The sequence below is a fragment of the Anaeromusa sp. genome, assembly GCF_028691475.1.
Classification (GTDB): Bacteria; Bacillota; Negativicutes; order Anaeromusales; family Anaeromusaceae; genus Anaeromusa.
Genome location: NZ_JAQUZF010000010.1, coordinates 16,187 through 35,401, shown reverse-complemented (window position 1 = coordinate 35,401; position 19,215 = coordinate 16,187). Strand labels below are relative to the sequence as shown.

General features: G+C 50.6%; 15 protein-coding genes. 2 read left to right on the top strand and 13 right to left on the bottom strand.

Annotated features, from left to right (window positions below):
• Nucleotides 1-251: 251 nt before the first annotated feature.
• From galE to PHF27_RS02945, 4 genes are read right to left on the bottom strand one after another with little or no spacing between them, the layout of a single operon-like run.
• The gene (gene galE / locus PHF27_RS02960; protein WP_300065800.1) at nucleotides 252-1,241 is read right to left on the bottom strand and encodes a UDP-glucose 4-epimerase GalE; all 990 of its coding nucleotides are present in this window, start codon (nucleotides 1,239-1,241) and stop codon (nucleotides 252-254) included.
• Nucleotides 1,242-1,243: 2 nt separating this feature from the next.
• Nucleotides 1,244-2,152, bottom strand: coding sequence for a UTP--glucose-1-phosphate uridylyltransferase GalU (gene galU / locus PHF27_RS02955; protein ID WP_300065798.1), 909 nt, complete (start codon nucleotides 2,150-2,152; stop codon nucleotides 1,244-1,246).
• 33 nt (nucleotides 2,153-2,185) lie between these two features.
• On the bottom strand, nucleotides 2,186-2,542 hold the full coding sequence (locus PHF27_RS02950) for a hypothetical protein (protein ID WP_300065796.1): 357 nt from the start codon (nucleotides 2,540-2,542) through the stop codon (nucleotides 2,186-2,188).
• Between the two features lie 2 nt (nucleotides 2,543-2,544).
• On the bottom strand, nucleotides 2,545-2,931 hold the full coding sequence (locus PHF27_RS02945) for a hypothetical protein (protein WP_300065794.1): 387 nt from the start codon (nucleotides 2,929-2,931) through the stop codon (nucleotides 2,545-2,547).
• A gap of 266 nt (nucleotides 2,932-3,197) precedes the next feature.
• Here PHF27_RS02945 and PHF27_RS02940 point away from each other — a divergent pair, with 266 nt between their 5' ends.
• Nucleotides 3,198-4,670 (top strand): nidogen-like domain-containing protein, encoded by a 1,473-nt coding sequence (locus PHF27_RS02940; RefSeq protein ID WP_300065792.1) that lies wholly within the window; start codon nucleotides 3,198-3,200, stop codon nucleotides 4,668-4,670.
• Nucleotides 4,671-4,744: 74 nt separating this feature from the next.
• On the opposite strand, the gene PHF27_RS02935 is transcribed toward PHF27_RS02940, so the two are convergent.
• On the bottom strand, nucleotides 4,745-6,280 hold the full coding sequence (locus PHF27_RS02935) for a calcium-binding protein (protein WP_300065790.1): 1,536 nt from the start codon (nucleotides 6,278-6,280) through the stop codon (nucleotides 4,745-4,747).
• 105 nt (nucleotides 6,281-6,385) lie between these two features.
• On the opposite strand from PHF27_RS02935, the gene fliB reads away from it, so the two are divergent.
• A complete protein-coding gene (gene fliB / locus PHF27_RS02930) occupies nucleotides 6,386-7,618 on the top strand; it encodes a flagellin lysine-N-methylase (protein WP_300065788.1) in 1,233 nt (410 codons plus the stop codon).
• Nucleotides 7,619-7,679: 61 nt separating this feature from the next.
• On the opposite strand, the gene PHF27_RS02925 is transcribed toward fliB, so the two are convergent.
• The 8 genes from PHF27_RS02925 to PHF27_RS02890 all read right to left on the bottom strand — a co-directional run bounded on the left by PHF27_RS02925 (nucleotide 7,680) and on the right by PHF27_RS02890 (nucleotide 19,172).
• Nucleotides 7,680-8,990 (bottom strand): calcium-binding protein, encoded by a 1,311-nt coding sequence (locus PHF27_RS02925; protein WP_300065786.1) that lies wholly within the window; start codon nucleotides 8,988-8,990, stop codon nucleotides 7,680-7,682.
• Between the two features lie 44 nt (nucleotides 8,991-9,034).
• The gene (locus tag PHF27_RS02920; protein ID WP_300065785.1) at nucleotides 9,035-10,570 is read right to left on the bottom strand and encodes a tetratricopeptide repeat protein; all 1,536 of its coding nucleotides are present in this window, start codon (nucleotides 10,568-10,570) and stop codon (nucleotides 9,035-9,037) included.
• A gap of 138 nt (nucleotides 10,571-10,708) precedes the next feature.
• Nucleotides 10,709-12,379, bottom strand: a complete 1,671-nt coding sequence (locus tag PHF27_RS02915) for a glycosyltransferase (RefSeq protein WP_300065783.1) — start codon at nucleotides 12,377-12,379, stop codon at nucleotides 10,709-10,711.
• Between the two features lie 10 nt (nucleotides 12,380-12,389).
• Nucleotides 12,390-13,955, bottom strand: coding sequence for a glycosyltransferase (locus tag PHF27_RS02910; protein WP_300065782.1), 1,566 nt, complete (start codon nucleotides 13,953-13,955; stop codon nucleotides 12,390-12,392).
• Nucleotides 13,956-14,099: 144 nt separating this feature from the next.
• Nucleotides 14,100-15,317 (bottom strand): glycosyltransferase, encoded by a 1,218-nt coding sequence (locus PHF27_RS02905; RefSeq protein WP_300065780.1) that lies wholly within the window; start codon nucleotides 15,315-15,317, stop codon nucleotides 14,100-14,102.
• A gap of 4 nt (nucleotides 15,318-15,321) precedes the next feature.
• Nucleotides 15,322-16,530: a glycosyltransferase gene (locus PHF27_RS02900; protein ID WP_300065778.1), complete on the bottom strand. Its 1,209-nt coding sequence runs from the start codon at nucleotides 16,528-16,530 to the stop codon at nucleotides 15,322-15,324.
• The gene (locus PHF27_RS02895) at nucleotides 16,527-17,759 is read right to left on the bottom strand and encodes a glycosyltransferase family 4 protein (RefSeq protein WP_300065776.1); all 1,233 of its coding nucleotides are present in this window, start codon (nucleotides 17,757-17,759) and stop codon (nucleotides 16,527-16,529) included. Before PHF27_RS02895 ends, PHF27_RS02900 begins: the two co-directional genes overlap by 4 nt.
• Before the next feature lie 171 nt (nucleotides 17,760-17,930).
• A complete protein-coding gene (locus PHF27_RS02890) occupies nucleotides 17,931-19,172 on the bottom strand; it encodes a glycosyltransferase family 9 protein (RefSeq protein WP_300065774.1) in 1,242 nt (413 codons plus the stop codon).
• Nucleotides 19,173-19,215 lie beyond the last annotated feature (43 nt).

Sequence of the window (19,215 nt, the reverse complement as noted above, 5' to 3'; positions counted from 1 at the left end):
ACTTTCCTGCCCAAAACAAAAAAAAAACTGCAAATACAGCCTTTAGACCTCTTGTTAGCCCCTCATATAACTTAGAAAGATTACCGCGTTAACGCTTGCAATGACCCAAAAGCGCCCCTAGTACTGTCATTGCGAGGAGCACAGCGACGCGGCAATCTCCTCAAAATCCGAACCCCGTGCCACTCCTTCGTGCCCTCCCGTGACTCCGGTTCTCCTGTTCAAATTCTCGTTCTTCCCTCAAGTTCTCTGGTTCAATCCTCGTATCCCTGTGGATGCGCTTTGTGCCACCGCCACGCATCACCAACAATCGTCTCCAGCTCGCTGCGCTGCGGCTGCCAACCCAATTCCTTGCGAATTCTGGCCGACGAAGCCACCAGCACCGCCGGATCCCCCTTACGGCGCGGCGCTTCTTCTACAGCAAAGTCTAATTGCGTCACCTGTCGCGCCGTCTCAATCACCTGACGCACAGAAAAGCCTTGCTCCGAGCCTAAGTTATAGATACGGCTTTCCCCGCCGCGCCCCAGGTGCTCTAAGGCCAATACATGAGCCTGCGCCAAATCACAGACATGAATGTAGTCGCGAATGCAGGTTCCATCAGCCGTAGCATAATCGGTTCCGTAAATAGAAATGGCTTTGCGCTGCCCCAACGCCGTCTTTAAAATAAGGGGTACTAGATGCGTTTCTGTGCCGTGGTCTTCGCCAATGATTCCTTCCGGCCACGCGCCGGCGGCATTAAAATAGCGCAGCGACACGTACCGCAACTCGTAAGCAGCGGCAAAATCCGCCAGCATACCCTCAATCACCAGCTTCGTCCGCCCATATACATTTGTCGGGCAAGTTGGCGCCGTTTCCAAAATCGGCCACTTCTCCGGCTCGCCATAGACGGCAGCCGTCGAGGAAAACACCAGATTATCTACATGTGCCTGACGCATAGCCGTCACTAAAGAGAGCGTCCCGCCTACATTGTTATCATAGTATTTCTGCGGCTCCTGCATGGACGCTCCTACTAGGCTCAGCGCGGCAAAATGCAGCACCGCCTCAATGCGTTCCGCCAACAAAACTTCCGTCAACCTCTCTGTAGCACGAATATCTTCTTCATAAAAAGGAACGTCCCCCGGGATCGCTTGGCGATGCCCGGTGGACAAATTGTCATATACAACCACTTCGTGTCCGGCCTGCAATAGCGCCCGTACCGTATGGGACCCAATATACCCAGCGCCGCCTGTTACTAAAACCTTCATCGCTAATTTCCCGCCTTTTTTTCTTCCTCTTCCTCGCCGTTCAAAACCGGCCCTAAAGTATGAAGCAAGTATTTTAAAAAGCCTTCCCGCAAATCCGGTCGTTTCAGAGCAAACTCCACCGTCGCCTCTAAAAATCCCTGTTTATCGCCAATATCATAGCGACGTCCTTCAAACTGGTAAGCGTAAATTGACTTCGACTTACTCAGCGTCCGCAGTGCATCGGTCAGTTGAATCTCACCGCCCGCTCCCGGCGGTGTTGCCGCCAGAATCTCAAAAATCTCCGGCTCGATTACATACCGTCCTAAAACAGCCAAGCGAGAAGGCGCTTCTTCCAATTTTGGCTTCTCGACCAAATCTAAGGCTTTCCAAAGGCGCTCCTTGATTGGTTGGGGTTTGACTATGCCATAACGGCACACTTGACGCCGCGGCACCTCCTGCACGCCCAGCACCGAGCCGCCGCAATCCTCATAGACTTCTATCAGTTGCTTTAAACTGGGAACCGTCGCGTCTACAATATCATCGCCCAACATGACCGCAAAAGGTTCATCCCCTACAAACTGCTTAGCGCACAATACCGCGTGTCCCAGACCGCGCGCTTCTTTTTGGCGGATATAATGAATATCCACCTCCGCAATTTCCTGAACCAAGCTCAGCAAATCATACTTACCGCTACTTTTTAAAGAATACTCCAATTCCAGATTTCTGTCAAAATGATCCTCGATAGACCGCTTATTTCGTCCCGTAATAATCAGAATCTCTTCAATCCCCGAAGCAACAGCTTCTTCCACAATAAACTGAATCGCTGGCTTATCCACAATCGGCAGCATTTCCTTCGGTTGCGCTTTCGTCGCTGGTAAAAATCGCGTACCCAAACCTGCCGCCGGAATAATTGCCTTTCGAATTCTTTTCATAAATTTAAAAGTCGACTCCTTACATCTATATAGTCATTCAGCTGCTAAATTGCCTACAGCATCGTCAATCGAGCGTCCTCCTTGCACTGGCCGCTTAAAAAAAGCTCTGGTAGCAGTAGAAACATCCCAACCGTCCTCTTTTTCCTGTATTTGGACCAACTCCCAGCCAAAGCCGCCTAAGCGGCCCATTCCCTCAGCAAATAACTGTGTCTCCTGCATAGCCTGCGGCGTTGTAATAGTTCCCAGAACATGCTGCCGCACAGCTCCGTTCTCACAAAATCGAACGCCGCAAAGAGCCAAAACATTTTCTTTTTTACCTGCTTCATCTACTCGCTGGGCCACTTCCGGATTAAAGCGCATCCACTCCAAAATACAATACTCCCACTGCATGTTTATCCCTCCCGGCTCTTTTTCACTGCTGGCATCCGCCGTTTCAATACAAACAACATTTTATTCGTATCTCCGCTGCCATGACCAAACATGGGACTGGAAATCGGACTGCAGCTAATCATCTCCCAGCCATCCTCTCCCATTTTCGCAAACATCTCCCACATTTGTCCCCATGAAAGCTTAGCATCAGTCAATTCAAGAAAATTATGACGCCAGTCAAACAAAAAGCGGGAATATTCCCAGCGTTCTTGCGGTATTTTATCACTTTCTTCTCCTTTTGACCACAAGCCCATATAATCACACGCCTTTCCAGCAATATCAAAATACATTCTTATATTGAAGTAAATTAGACATAAGCAACTCTTTTCCTGCCTTTTGCCGGTTTTCATTTTAACTCACAATGTAACTAATTGCATTATAAATTAACAATTGGTATTTTATAGACTTTTACAACGATATATTATAAAATAAAGGAAAGACAAAGGTTTCTTAGAAAAATCTTTGATTCTTGCTTTTTTGTAATTTTGTTGTTTCGTTTCATGTCTGTTTAATAAAATTTTGTGCATAGAGAAAGGAGATGAGGTAAGAAAATTATTCTAAGATTACTTTTCTCTTTTGAAAATAACCTTTTTTTAAAAAATAAGGAGGGTTTTGTATGGCATATTCAATCATTGCAAACAACAGCCTGGTTAATGGTCTCGGCGGCACCGCCGGTTTCGGCGAAGGCCAACTGACAAGAAATGACGATTACTATAGCTCTGCTATCGATATTACCTCCATTTTCCCTGGCGGTTTAAACTTTAACGGTCAAAACATCACTCAACTTTGGGTAAACAACAATGGCAACATCAGCTTCAGCGGCGGGTGGTATACGTATACCCCCCCCAGCAACTTCACCAATACTGTTATCGCGCCATTTTGGGCCGACGTAGATACACGCAGCGGAGTAGTTACTCCCACACCAGGCGGCAACTCCACTGGTTCCAATCTTGTGTACTATGACCTCGACACAACCAACCGTGTTTTCACCGCTACTTGGGATGATGTTGGCTACTACTCCTATGGAAGCGACAAACTGAATGCATTTCAAGTACAGCTCATTGACCGCGGTGCTTCCATCGGTACTGGAGAAAACTTCGACATTGTCTTCCGCTATGAAGCCGTCAACTGGACCACCGGCAGCGCCAGTGGTGGCAGCGGCGGCCTTGGCGGCACAGTAGCGCAAGCCGGTTGGGCTGTTGCGGATAACGGTTCGTTCACTGCTGCGCAAACCTTGCCCGGCTCCGGTGATCAAGCCTCAATGCTAGCTCTGGACACCAACGTTGGCAACTACAGCGTGCCTGGCGTCTATGTGTACCAAGTTCGCAATGGCACAGCCACTTATAATACAGGAAGCACCGGTTTGCCAGATGCTGGCTATGGCAGCGACGCTCCGGACTTGGGTTCGGCTTATGCCATTCAAACCGGCACAACCTACGCCGCCAACATTGACCGTGCTTGGGACCTTGACTTCTACAGCTTTGTCGCTCCTACCAGCGGCACCTATACCTTCCAGTCCACTGGCAGCACCGACGTCATCGGCGGCTTGCTCACCAGTCCAGACTTTACAGGTCTTGTCACATATGACGATGACTCTGGCGAAGGTTTGAACTTCAGCTTCCAGTCTACTTTAACAGCCGGTCAAACTTACTACCTCGGAGCCAGCGCCTATCGCGGCGGTACCGGCGCCTACAGCTTCAGCATCACTCCCGGTTCCGGCAGTGGAGCTGGCACTCCCGTCAGCGGCGGCCCGGATTGGGGTTCCGCCACCGCAATTCAAACTGGGGTCAACTACACCGAAAGCACTCCTGGTCTGCTAAGCGGCGGCACTATTGATCTGTTTCAATTTACGCCCTCCAGCAGCGGTTATTACACCTTTGCCTCTACAGGCAGCCTAGATATGATCGGCGGTTTGTTCAACGTTCCCAATATGCTCACTGGGCTCGTAACCTACGACGACAACAGCGGCGGCAGCGGCAACTTCTCTATGAGAACCTACCTGTCCGCAGGACAAACCTATTACGCAGGTGCAGCCGTCATGAGCGGCACCACCAGCGGTTCCTATGGATTCAGCATCGTTCAAAGCTAACCTCAAAGACAACAAAAAGGAAAAGGGTAGCGGTCAATTCCGTTACCCTTTTCCTTTTTTATTAACCTGTTTTGTTACCGAATCGTATAGCCGATATCACTTAACAACCCCAAATCAATACTGGACGGCGTGACTCGATGTCCCACCGTAGTATAGCCACCATAAGCCATAGCAACTTCTTGACTGAACCCACCGCGATAGCCATCTGGATGCGTATCGTCAATCAGAAGCACAGACCGCCCCCCGTTGGCAGCTACAGCAGATGGCCCTACAAAATAACTTCCAGAACGCCAACGATCAAAAGCATTAACAGAACCACCTCCGACAACCCCCAATACATGGCCTATTTCATGAATCGCTACGGAAAGAAGATCTTCCTTACCCGCTCCTGCGCTGGCCACATCCGAAGCATCTGCCGGCGTAGGATCAAAAAACCAATTCAGAAGGCTTCCATCAGAATACGTAGGACTTGTATCAAATGTAATTGAACCTACCCAAGGCTCAAAATTCGTCGTACTGTTCCAGCGTTGATCCAACGAGCTTCCCACCGTATAATAAGCCGCCGGGCCGCCATGAGCCGGATTGCTAATATTAGCAGCACCCACAAAAACCAGAACATCGTCAATGGGCGCATCTGCCGCAAAAGTCTCATCCGCCCCTGTCACGGGATTGGAGATATGCAAAGTCGTTCCTGCCGGCACATCTGCAAATTCATCGCCTATATGACGTGTCCACTCATAAGCAGCTTGTTGTAAAATAGCTTGGCGCTCCGGGTGGTCCCGAAAGAAGCCACTGCTGTCAAAGCGATAATCGAACTGAATGGAAAAAGTGGAATTGGAACTAGCTCCGGAAGACCAGCCGTTACTAGTTAACGTCCGTACATCACCGCCGGCAAAACCAAAACGCACACCGCCTTGCGCCACCGCCGTATAAGCATTGGTCAGCCTGAGCTGCGCACCGCTGCCAGCCGTAAGCAGTATATCAGTTCCCTGTAAGGACGCCTGCACCTGCGCCGCCTGCAAATCATATAAATTTACTACATCTCCCGCCGCCACGTCAGCGAGGCAGTCCGCTCCGTCAGTCCCACCAAAGAAAAAAGTATCATTTCCTGCGCCACCACTCAAAGTATCGCTGCCGCCACTGCCGCCCCAAATCATATCCGCTCCACCTCCGCCATCCAAGACATCGGCGTTGGCAGAGCCTACTAATGAATCATCGCCTTCCATGCCCCAAAGACAAACTTTCTCATTATGACTTCTTCCATCCAGCCAGTCCGCTCCGGCCCCCCCGATTTCAGCCCAAGAATCCTCCAACTGAAATTGATGAACTCTGGACCAGGCCGAAGACCAATTTGCCAGGCGTAAAGAGCTTCCATCTACTAAAGAAATTTGCAGATCAGATTCACTGTAAGCAGCCCCAACTGCATCCATACGGACAGCAGGCATCCAAAGTACATCGTCTTGCGACCACAAGCCTTCACCGACAATCACATCTTGACCGGAACCATAAGAAAAAACATACGTATCTGCCCCACTGCCGCCCACCAGAGTGTCACTGCCGGTTCCGCCTTGCAACACATCTCCAAGAGAAGACCCTTGTATCAAAGCCATAGCTTTCCCTTCTTTCTTTGCTTTAATCTGCTAAAAAGCAGGAAATCATAAGTGCAAAAGATAATTATCAATAAGAAAGTCCACCACATAACAGGAGGAATTATTTTGTCCAATAAAACTGTATCACTCTCAACGTTGCGCATTCCTAGTCATGTGCGTTCCTTTTCCTGCCAACAATGCGGCTCCTGCTGCCTGGAAAAATGGCGCATTGAAATTGATCCAACTACATATAAACAAGTAGCCGCCATTTATGAAAGCCAACAGCAAGACAATGTCTTTCATGAATTAATGACCAAAGACGACCAAGGAAAAAGCTATATGAAATTTTCCAATGGTCGCTGCGCTGCTTTGACGCCGGAAAATCTTTGTATTTTCCAAAAAAGCTTAGGCGAAGACTACCTCTCCGATACCTGCAAAGTATACCCGCGGCGCATCTTTGCCTCCAGCCGTGGCATTGAATTCGCACTGACTTTTTCCTGCCCCGCTGCCTTGCAGGTTTTGTTAAATCCAGAGCCAATCACCATCCACACAGAAGAAGCCGCTCAAAGTACCTTTCACTTTATGCGTCCCCGAAAATTTTTATGCTATGTCCCGGAAAATGCCGCCCCTTCCTCCTGGTCTTTTTACTATTACCAAGTAGAGCCCCTGCTTCTTGCCATTCTGCAAAGCCGCACCACTACTATTGAGCAGCGTCTGCTGCAGCTTGGCGCTCTGTTTACCAGACTGCAATCAATTACTCCCAGTCCCAATTGGTTTGAAGCCATTCCTAAAGAATTGCATTATATTCCAGTTCCTCCAGCGCGAAAAGAAAAAGCCACGGTTCTATTTCGCCAATTGCTGCTTGTATATGCCAAAAGCACGCCGTCTTTTGCCAATATGCTGGCCAATTTACTGCACCACTGGGATCCCATTTCACTGACCATTCCCCTTACACAATATATCGCCAAAACAAAAGAATCTCTTGAGCAACGTCAATTTCCTCAAGAAGCCTATTGGTCAGCAGAAAAAGCATATTGGAAAACTACGCAAGCTTCCTGGGAACACATTTTAGAGAACTATTTCGTAAACTTCGTCTTAGGAAAATTTTTCTTTTTTCAAAACTGGCAGGAAGCCTACCTGCGCATGGTAACTTTATATGGATTTATTAAATTTCTCTCCATAAGCTATGCTCATATCTTAAAAAAACCTGTTGAGCCGTCTATTCTTTTGCCGGTCATACAAGAAATTGACCAATCCTTGAATCATTCCAATATCTTCTTTCAAAATTTGTCCGAACGCATAAAAAATCAGCCCTTAGCAGTGCAAACTGATGTAGCTCTAACGCTATCACAAATCTAAGCGGCACATGAATCGCTAAAAGACTGTTTGAATGGCCCGAGCCATTCAAACAGTCTTTTTCTTATCCGCGCAAAATCGAGCCGTCAGCAAAGATCGCTTGTTTAATCCGATATTCTTGACGCCCTTCAGCGTACCAGCTTTGAAGGATTAATGCACCTCCACCGGAAGTGTGCATCACCAAGTCATTATTCTGCTGTGAAAATGATACATCCTGCGGAAGAAGATCATACAACGAAAGCAAACTCGTAGAATCATTACCCCCATCCTGCATAACATCATTGCCGCAGTGGTTGCCAAAATAGTACGTATCGCTGCCGCTTCCTCCAGCCATGGTATCATTACCGCCGCGACCTCCCCAAAGGCTATCTTGACCAACCCCGCCTAAAAGAAAGTCATTCCCGAGACCGCCCAAAAGAGCAGTATTTCCAGAATCCCACGCCAGTGCTTGCCAAATTCCCTGGTTCGCGTATATATCTTGTTCTAGATTCAGTTGTCCACCCTGTCCCCCATTCCAAAAGTACGCTTTTCCTTCCACCGGCGTTAACACTGATGTAATGCGCTGTGTAGCTCCTGTCCATCCTTCCAAACGCATCGTGGACCCATCCGGTACTGCTAGTATATAATCGTTTCCCTCAGTCCATGCTGCAACACGCTCTAGCGTCATACTCTCCAAAACCAAGCAATCACCTGCTAAATTAGCGTCATTCGCAACGATCCGATCCGCCCCGCTTGATATGCCAAAGAAATATGCATCATTTCCAGCACCGCCATTGAACACATCGCTGCTGCCATCACCGCCCCAGAGAAAGTCATCGCCGCCTCCTCCCAAGAGCGTATCCGCCCCAATGCCGCCATAAAGACGATCATTGCCATTGCTGCCAAGCAAGAGATCATTGCCGTCGCCGCCATACAATGTATCAGCAGCAGTATCAGCCAAATTGGATTCCGCGCCATACAATGTGTCTTGCCCTTCACCACCCCACACTCTATCACTACCAAGCCCACCAAACAAAAAATCATTTACCTGCGACCCATAAACCAGATCGTCCCCCATACCACCGGACACAGTATCACTGCCCATTCCTTGCATTTCATCATCGCCGCCATAGAGCGTATCTCTGCCATAATCGCCGAATATCCAATCGGCGCCATTTCCACCGCTAATCCAGTCATTGCCGCCAGCTCCATTCAAGGCGTCGCTACCTTCCCAGCCATAAAGGGTATCATGTCCTACTCCACCATCAATCGTATCGGCTGCATCCCCGCCTTGCAGCAAGTCATTGCCGCCCATGCCGGAAATCAACCAAGAATCATTCGCAAGGTTTACTGAAAAAGAGTCATTATCATCAGTACCAACCCAGGTGTGACTCATAGTACGTTCCTCCTTCGTTTATGCGAGCTCTATTTCACACTCATCTACTTCGTTGTACGTTGCACAAGTTCCTTTGCTGCTTTTCGGATAACACCAGTCCAGTCTCCTGATGTTTCTTGGCGAAATAAGCGCCCTTGAGGATACCAGGCCGTTGTCTCTCCCGACTCCAGCCAACGCCAATCTGCTAATACAGGCAGAAGAATCCAAACCTCCTTGCCAAGGCCTCCTGCAACATGGGCCAAAGCCGTATCAACAGTAATAATCAAATCCAGATTCTCCACCAAGGCGGCCGTATCCGCAAAGTCCTGAATATCCTTGCCTAAATCGACAATAGGCCATTCCTTACAACAACAGACAGCCTGCTCTGCCGCAGTTCCCATCTGGAGAGAAAAATAAGAAACGCCAGGTACCTCCCGTAACGCCAGCCACTCCTCCAAAACCGAGGACCGCTGATAATCATTCCAGCCATACCGGGAGCCAGCCCAAAGCAAGCCGATTCGCAGCGCCCCCGCAGCGCTTTCTTGTTCAATTCGTTCACGCCAATAGCTTTTCCGCTCTTCGCAAGCAGAAAGATAAGGTATACTAGCTGGAATACTCCGTACAGTGGTACCAAAAATCAAAGGCAAGCTTAACAAAGGCACGTATAGATCATAGTCGCTGCAATCCAAATCATCGCCCTGCACCACCACAGCATCCACACCAGCAACGCGCTCAAGTAAAGATACCAACTCCTGGCGCGTTAATAAAGTCACCCAGCCGCCGCGTGCTTTTACCTGGGGCAAATACCGACAAAATTGCAGCGCATCTCCAAAACCTTGTTCATGATGCACAAGCAGGCGCTTGCCCGAAAACAGCTCTCCTTGCCACTGCGGTATAGCCGCACACCAGGCAAGCTCTTTTTTTCTTTGAGGACGCTGCAAACGCCACTCATACTCTTGAAATCCCTTTTGCCACTTTCCTTGATATAGCCATAATACGGCACGGTTCAAATGCGCCTGCGCATCATCCGGCGCCAATGAAATTGCCTGCTCATAAACGGCCTCCGCCTCCGCCAAACGCTGTTGATGTTGCAAGGAAATTCCTAAGTTGCTCCACCCCTGGGCATCCTCCGAGCGCAGTTTTAAAAATTGCCGCAAATAAGCCTCCGCTTGTTCTGGCTCCTGTTGGCGAAACGATAAAAACGCCAGCTCCGCCCAAGCCTCCGCCACATCCGGCCGCGCTTCCGTCAACTGTACCAAGAGAGTTTGCGCCACCTCCGGCTTTCCCTCCTGTTCCCTCACTTGAGCCAAATGAAACTTGGCTTCAATGGAATGAGGATGCACCGCCAAAATCTGCTCCAACACTGCCGCAGCCTCCGCCAGCTTTCCCGTTCTGGCAAAAGAAGCCGCGCTTTGCAGCATATGCTCAAGGCCTGCCTGTTTTTGCCCGCTTTGAAACAATAAAACGCCAAACAGCTGTAGCACTTCTGCCTGCCGAGGCCTTTTAGCTAAAATCTGTTGATAACAAGCAGCCGCTTGCTGCCCCTTTCCTGCCTGGTGCCACCGTTTTCCCTCTTCCAGCAACTGCTGCCATTCCTCCACACGCCACTCTCCCCTTCGCACATCTTCCTATGTAAATTATACCAAAACACATGACATCCGTCAGCGATATCTCTTAAAGAAAAAGGTGTGGCCACCGCTTGAAGACAAGCCAGCCACACCTTGTTTTGCGTTATTCTGCTATTGAATTATTTCCGGCGCACGCTGCAGCAATTCGGCATCCAGACGCTCCTTGTGAGCCGTCAAAAATTGATACCATTCATAACGACGGCGATAATGCTGAGACAACAGCCGTTCCTCCTTTACCCAGGCATAGGCGTTAGCGCCAAGCTGCCGCCGCAAGTCCCCGTCCCGCAAGAGCTGTTCCAATCGCTGGCGAAGCTCCTCCCGGCTGCGATACAGAAAACCAGTTACACCGTCCTGTACCGTTTCCTTGTACACTGTCGGGCTGGCCAACGCTGCCACCTGATGTCCCGCACACTCCAGAAACTTAAGATCCGACTTCATGCGGTTAAAGCGGTTGTCCTCCAGTGGCAGCCAGGCCACATCGCAGGAACGAAGCAGCTCCACATACCTGGAATACGGGCAAAAGGGTTGAAAAACCTTTTTTTCCGCACCAAGCGATGCATAAAGCTGTTGGTCATGAATGACAACGACCTCCACTTCAGATCCCAGCCGCCCCAGCACTTCGTTTACATCCTGTAAATAAGGCTGCCAATCCGCCTCACGATTTAAGGCGCCGAAAAACAGGCGCACCGGGCGCGGCCCCTGCTGCTTTTTCAAGAGAGGCAGCTGCGCCAATTGATTTGGAAACACGGCAACATTGGGATTCCATTGCTTGATGCACTCCGCTAACGCAGGCGTCGACACCTGCACCGCATGGCTGCCGCGAAAAGCAAAAAAGCCGTTGCGGCTATGAAACGCCAGCCATCGTTCCGGATCGTCATCAATCTCAGCGACCGTCAAATACCCCAATGCCAGCAGTTTTCGCTGCTGCAGCGCCGCTTCCGGCAAATCCGCCCAAATGCGCTGCCGGATAAGAATTTTGCTTTCCTCCGGGCGAGCTAAAGACAGCTTCGCCGCCCCCGGCTCGTGCAGCGCCCGTACGCCCGGGATTGTATTCAAAAATGCATCCGGCTCCATAACTCGCACCCGCGCGCAAACCTGCATTTCCCCCATCATCGTCTGCAGCAGCAGCGGTTTTTGCACCGCTGTCTTCGACACCTGCAGCACAAAGGCAGCAACAAACGCTTCCCGCTCCCATTCTGCCGCACTGATTCCTTGCGCTTCGGCAAAAGGAAGCAGACTTTGCGCCAACTTCACAGCACCTGCATCACGCAGAACAGAACGCTGCACTTGCGGCACTGCCGCCGTCACCGAAAAACCCAAGCGTTCCAAAAGCTTTTGCACTGCCGGAGCGGCAAAAACTTTTTCCGCATTCTCCGCTCCTTCAAGCCATTTTTGAACACGCCCTATAAACCTTGAGTTAGGCAAAAGCAGTACCAAGACCGCCTTGCTGCTTAAATACGGCAGATGACTCTTCAGGAACAGCTCCAAGTCTTCCAATCCTGCCAAAGCATTCATTGTCCGTTCCGTGACCACAAGACAATCGACCAGCGCTCCATGAATGCCCAACTGCGGCATCGTGGTCAGATGCGGTTTCAAAACATGAACCCGGCTCAGACGGCCTGCGCCCTTGCGTGCCGCTGCCGCCTCCGCTTCCACGCCAATATATTGGCCAAAGGGCTGCATACTTAACCATTTGGCCCCCAAAAGCCCTTCTCCGCAGCCCAATTCCACTACCAGCTTCGCATCAAGAGGCATATATTTTAACAATACCTGTTCGTTCATTATCCCGCTCCTATTCGAACATATCCGGCAAACGCTGCCGCAGCGCCGCTACCAACTCTTGCCGTCTGCCCGCCAGTTCCATATACCAGGCATAGCGCGTACGATAATGCTGCCAGAGCATACGCCGCTCCCTCACCCAGCCATATGCCTGCTCCGCCATGCGCCGCCGCCGCTCCGCATCCAACACAAGGCATTCCAGTTTGCGTGAAAATTCCTCCGGCGTCGCAAACAAAAATCCGGTTTCCCCTTCACAAATAGACTCGGCATAAACCGTAGGACTGGCTAAAACCGCCACCCCATGGGCTGCGCACTGCAAAAACTTCAAATCCGATTTCATCCGGTTAAAACGCGTATCATTTAAAGGCAGCAACGCCACGTCCGCTTGTCGCACCACTTCATGGTACCGTTCGTACGGACACAGTGGCTCAAATGTCTTATATGGAGTCTGGAGCGCTTTATAAAAAGCTTCATCATAGAGCACTTGCATATGAACCTTGCCGCCCCATTGGGTCAATAGCGCATTTAATGCCGGTAAAATCGGCTTCCAGTCCGCTTCGCGGTTAAAAGCGCCGAAAAAGATCCGCACAGAACCCGCAGGAACGCGGCGTTTCCATGGCGGCAACCACGCTAGCTGATTGGGGAAAAACCGAACAAAGGGATTAAACTGCCGCAAATAAGCCGCCAAGGGCTCTGTTGAAGTCTGCACTGCCAAGGAGCTGCGGAAGGTAATAAACTCCTCCTGGGGATGCTCCGGCCAGTACATCGGATCATCGTCAATTTCCGTTATCGGCACATAGCCTCGCTGTAAAAGAGCTTTTTGCTTAGCTGGTCCTTCCTTTTTGGTCAGACGCGAACGCTGCCATACAAAAATTTTTTGCCGCGCATCCTCCTGCGGCAACAGTTTCACCTCATCCAAGCTGGAAATAGTATCCACCCCTGGCAAAGCGGCCAAGGCACGATCTGGCTCATATACGCGGACCGTATCCGAAGCAATTCTCGATATCAGCAGCGTCTGCACTACCATTTGGGGCGGCAGCCTGCGCGTCTTTACGCCGCACCACAAATATACCGGGGCCGCCAGCCACTCTAGAGGCGTTTTCTCCGCCAACGCCCTGGCAAGCAGCGCAGCCTCCGGCACCGGTTCATTCCCCACCAAGGGGCGCACATTGCTGCACAGCAAGCCTTGCGCCGCACCCCAAGCAGTCCACCGCTCCGGGCTTACATCCTCTGCTTCCGAAGCACCTTGAGTAAGCAGGCTTTGCAAACGCCTCCAGTAACGGGGATTAGCCGCCAGCAGCAACACCACGCCTCCGGGACATATGGACGCAACAATGCGCCCCAGCAGCTTCTCACGGTCATGTCTCCCTTGGCTCCATACGACAACACACTGGAACGGCTTTTGCGCAGCCTCTCGTTCCAGCGCCTCCAGACTTTCAACAACAGCGACATCCGCTAACGGATGTATCGCTGCATATAACAACCTCGCCTGCATGGAAAAAGGTCCTACCAAGCCGATTCGTTCTGCATGAGAAGGGATGGCATATATAGCAGCATTTTCCCAGCCTGGCTCCAACATAAAAACCTCTCCCTTCAAGATAGATCCCCATCCCCTCTTGAGAGGGGTGTCGCCTCCGGCGACGGGGTGTGGACCCCGCCAATCCCCTCCCGCGGAGGGGTGGCACGCAGTGCCGGGGTGGGTAACCCTCTCCAGAGGGGATTTTTACTTCTTCCCGGCCACTTCCTGTAAAAAAGCCAAATGCTGCGGATACAGCGTCTGAAACGAATACTTCTCCAATACCGTCTGCCGCGCCTGCTCCCTCATGCGCCGCGCCGCCTCCGGCTCGGCAAATACCTGATCAACCCGGTCGGCAATCTGCTCAGACGCAAAAAAATCAACCAACAAACCGTTCTCTCCATCCTTCATTACCTCCTGTACCGGTGCCGTACGCGAGGAAATCATCATACAGCCACAGGCCATGGCCTCCAAAAAAGACCACGAAAGAATATAGGGATAGGTCAAATAAATATGTACCGAAGAAGCCTGCAGCACCGCCCGGTACTCCTCCAATAATAACGGCCCCGTAAAATGAAGCCGCGCCGGATCGTAGGTGAAATTCTCCAAAGCCCACTGCCGATAGGTCTTGCCATCGTCCCTCGGTTTCCCATACTCTGTACGATCATTGCCCACAATGACCACATGGCACTTGGGACGGTGCCGCTGAATTTCCGCCACCGCCTCCATAAACTGTGGAAATCCGCGCATCGGCTCCATCGCCCGCGTAACATAGGTAACAATCTCTTCAGCGCCAGATAAATCCAACCTCTGCCGCGGCAGCACCAATTTAGCCCCTTCTTTCGGCTGAAAAAAATTTGTATCCATGCCGTCATGGAGCACACGGATCTTACCATGATATTCCGCGGGAAATTGTGCCTGCTGCCAAAAAGTTGGCGTTATTCCCGCATCTGCCGAATATAATTCGTGCAAAATAGGTATATTTTTAGTGCGGATTTCCGCCGCCATATCCGCTGTGACAGACTGCGCCGGATCAAAGCCGTGACTGCTCCCCTGAGCCCGGTAAAACCACTCAAAATAGCCCACCAGCGGCGTCTTCGGGAATAGCTCCTTCAAAAACAACAGCGGCCCCCAGCCGCTGTGGCCAACAATCACGTCCGGAATCCAGCCCTCCTTCTTCAACTTCCAGGCGGAAGCATAGGCGGAAAGACCGTAATATAAGGAACTTTCCATATGGCGCACATAGGCATGCACCGAGGAGTCAGGCTTTTTCTCCACATCATAAAATATCTTGCGAACTCCGGGAATTTCTTGTTCCCGAGTCGTCGTCAAAAAACAAACCCGGTGCTGGGGATCCTTTCCTAACGCCGCCGCCAAACAGCGAAACTGCGACGGAAACGTGCGATGCACAAATAAAACCCGCATATCTTTAGCTCCTCCTAACCCGGACAACAAGACTCTTCAGAAAATCCCGCTGCCGATTCAGTGCTTGATTTAAAGAAAAACGTTCCAAAACCATCTCGCGCGCTTGCCGGCGCATGGCAGCAATCTCCGGCCCGCCTTGCAGGCAACGCTCCATTTGCGCTGCCAATCGCGCTGGTTCAGCAAAGGGTGCTAAAAACCCCGTCCGCCCGTCCTCCAACACCTCCAGCACGGGAGGCGTAGCCGAAGCAACCACGGCACAACCGCAAGACAAGGCATCCAAAAAAGACCAAGATAAAACAAAAGGCTTGGTCAAATACACATGAACACTAGATGCCTGCAATACACGCCGGTAGGCAGGGCGCGGCAGCAGCCCGGAAAAATGAACCCGTGCAGGGTCCACACCAGCCTCCAGCAAACACTGTTTAGCTTCAAAGGGTTTCGTTTCATAAGCAGGATTCATTTTCCCTACAATCACAGCATGGCAGCGCGGACGAAGGCGCTGCACCTGCGCCAACGCCGCCGCAAACTGCGGAAAGCCCCGCAAAGGCTCCATCCCTCGTGACACATAGGTTACCAATTCCGTCTCTGCAGGCAGATTCAAGCCCAGCTCCTGCAAAAGCGCTGCGCCGCCAGCTTCCGGCATAAAGCGTTCGGTATCTACGCCATCCGGCAAGACCGTGATTTTCGGCTGAATCTCCAGTGGAAACTGCTTTTTTTGCCACTCGAACGGAGCGATCCCGGCATCAAAATCCAATAAGCCCAGCAGCGTCGCTGACTGGCTGGTGCGTAGCCGGCACGCTTCATCCGCATCTAATGCCGCCGTTCCATAGTCTAGATATTGACCGGTAGAACGCATAAACCACTCGCAATATCCCACATGCACCGCCTCGGGAAATACTTCCCGCAAAAACAAGAGCCCCCCCCAGGACGCATGCCCGTACACAACATCCGGCACAAAGCCCCTCGCCCGCAAAGCACGCCCTACGCTCCAAACAGCCTCGCCAGTCAACAATGCCTGTTCGACTTCGCGTACATAGGCATGCGGCGTCTCCGCCTGCTTTTTCACTGCATAAGACACGCGCTGCACACCAGCCAGCTCGCCCTCGCCTGTGGCCGACAAGAAAACAACTTCATCAGCAGCTAGCCGTCCCATGGCGGCGGCTAGCTGCAAAAACTGCCCTGGGAAATTAGGATGCACAAACAAAATCTTCATCCTTGCCGCCCCCGGCGAAAGGAGTTAGCAATTTCCTGCAAACACTGCAAATGCCTAGGAAGCATCTTTTCTAAAGCATAGCGATCAAGCACAGTTTCCCTCGCCCGATGCGAAATGCCCCGTCGGAGGCGCGGATCCTCCAGCGCCTCCTCCACTTTTCCAGCAATATCCTGGGGGGAAAAGAAATCTGCCAATAAGCCGTTAACTCCATGATTAATAACCTCGCGCACTGGCGGCGTATCCGAACCCACCACCACGCAGCCGCAGGACATGGCTTCCAGCATCGACCAGGAAAGAACAAAAGGCCGGGTCAAATAAATATGTACTTGTGACGCCTGCAGCACCTTCAGATAATCCGGTTTATTCAAGTGTCCGGTAAAATGAAGCCGGGACAAATCCACATCCAACTTCTCCAACATCTGTTCTTTATAGGATTTGCCGCCCGGCGCCGGAGCGCCGTAAACTACCCGGTCCGACCCGACCACTACAATATGACATTTTGGTCTTCGCTTCAACAGCAGCGCCGCCGCCTCCATAAACTGCGGAAACCCACGGTATGGCTCCATCCCCCTCCCTACATAGGTCACGATTTCCTCTGCCTCGGAAAGATCTAAATTGGGCAAGACCAATCCCTTGCTGCCTTCACGCGGCGCACAAAGTTGGGTATTAACGCCATCATGAATCACCTTAATTTTGGAAAGATACTCCTGTGGAAACTGGCTATGCTGCCAATATGTAGGACTGATGCCCCCATCACAGCTGTATAAGTCCAATGCAATGACCGAATTCTGCATTTTCACCCGGCATTCGCCTTCTGGCGAAATCCGTTCCCACGGACCAAACTCTGCATCACCGCCATGGGGACGATAAAACCACTCAAAATAGCACGCCATAGGCGTATTAGGAAACAAATCTTTTAAATACAGTGTCGAGCCCCAACCGGATGCGCCATAAATCAGGTCTGGTTCAAATCCTCTCGCTTTCAGCTCAGACGCCGCCCGGTATGCGGCCTGCCCATTCAACACCGCCGTTTCAAAGCCCTGTAAAAACGGATGCGTCTGCGGCGATTTCTCGCGTGTCGCTTTATATACCGCCTTGTAAACGCCTGGCAACTCCCAGTCTTCCCGTGTTGTCAGAAAGACAAGCTGGTTTTTGGGATCTTGACGCAAAAACGAAACCAAATGCACAAACTGTGCAGGAAAATTCGAATGAGTAAATAAGATGCGCATGCGCAAGCCTCCATTATCTTTGTTTAAACCACTATAGGTTATTGTACCAAAAAACCATACAATCCACCACGCACAGAAAGAAAAAAGCAGGCGCAGTGCCTGCTAATGACTTATCAATCTTTGTCAATTTAAAACTTTCATAACACCATCTTCGATAATGTCATAAGAAAGCTAATTTTCAAGGAACAAGGTAAGTGCGTTCAGGACTTGTTCTTCAGTAACCTGCAAAATACAATGCGGTTCATTTTTCTCGCAAACATTCTTACAAGGTTCCATCGCAACATTCGGTTGCAAAAGAATACGGTGCTCACACCATGCCCGAAAGCGTACTGGGCTATCAATCCCCCACGAAGAGGCCACTTGTGGATAACACGATATTTCAACTATCTTTAAATTTGCAGCTGCCGCCATATGCAGAATACCTGTATTGCGCCCCAAATACATCTGACACTGCTGCAAAACAGCGCCTGTTTGTTGCAACGTTGTTTTCCCTACTAAATTCAATACTTCACAAGCGGATTGTCGTTGAAATAATTCAGCGTTTTCCAGTTCTTCTTTTGTTCCTAAAAGCACAAATACTACTTTTTTGCCCAACTCATGCAAACGATTATCAACTTCGATCATTCTTTCAACAGGCCAAGTTCTCCGTGACCGTCCCGGCCCTAATGACAATACAATCCTATCATGCTGTCTATATTGATCCAACAACGCAAGGGCCCACCGTTTAGCAGCCTCTTCCACCCATAATTCAAGAGCTGCTTTCTGCACGCTTCCACCTAAAAAGCGAAGCATAGCATAGTTATGTTCCGCTTCATGGGCCAGGCGCCCCACAGGCACCACATCGGTCAGTAATTGATCAAAGCCCTTATTTTTACTAGCTTTCCACGGTGTAGCCTTCTCCGAAAAACCAACTCGCCGCTTAGCGCCGCTGACATATGCCAGTATGGTCGCAAAATATCGGTCAAAATCATACCGTGGCACAAGGCAAAGATCGATCTGTTGTCCCCAGAACCGATGAGCACAAAACTCTCCCATCTCTTGCAACACCTTCATAACTCCGCCTTGTTTTAAAAGTTCCCCACTGTCAAAGCCCAAAACTTCATCAATATACGGACAGCATCGCACTAAATCGCATACCCCATTTTTTACGACCAAGGTAATTCGCGCCTGGGGCGCATTTCGCCGCAACTCCCGCAGCATGCCGCTCATAAGAGTTACATCGCCAATTTCATCCAAACGGATGATTACAATGCGCTTTACTTCCTCTAATTTTACTGCCATTGCACTATCAGACTGCTCAGCGTACAATGCCGGGGCCATGGTTTGCCTCAATTTTTCGAGAGCCCCTTGCGTATTCGTTTGCATCTGACTACACCATTGCAAATATTGTTCTTGAATTTCTTTCTCTTTCATCTGCATTCCCACCCAAACTATATTGTCAATAAGGTTACCCCCA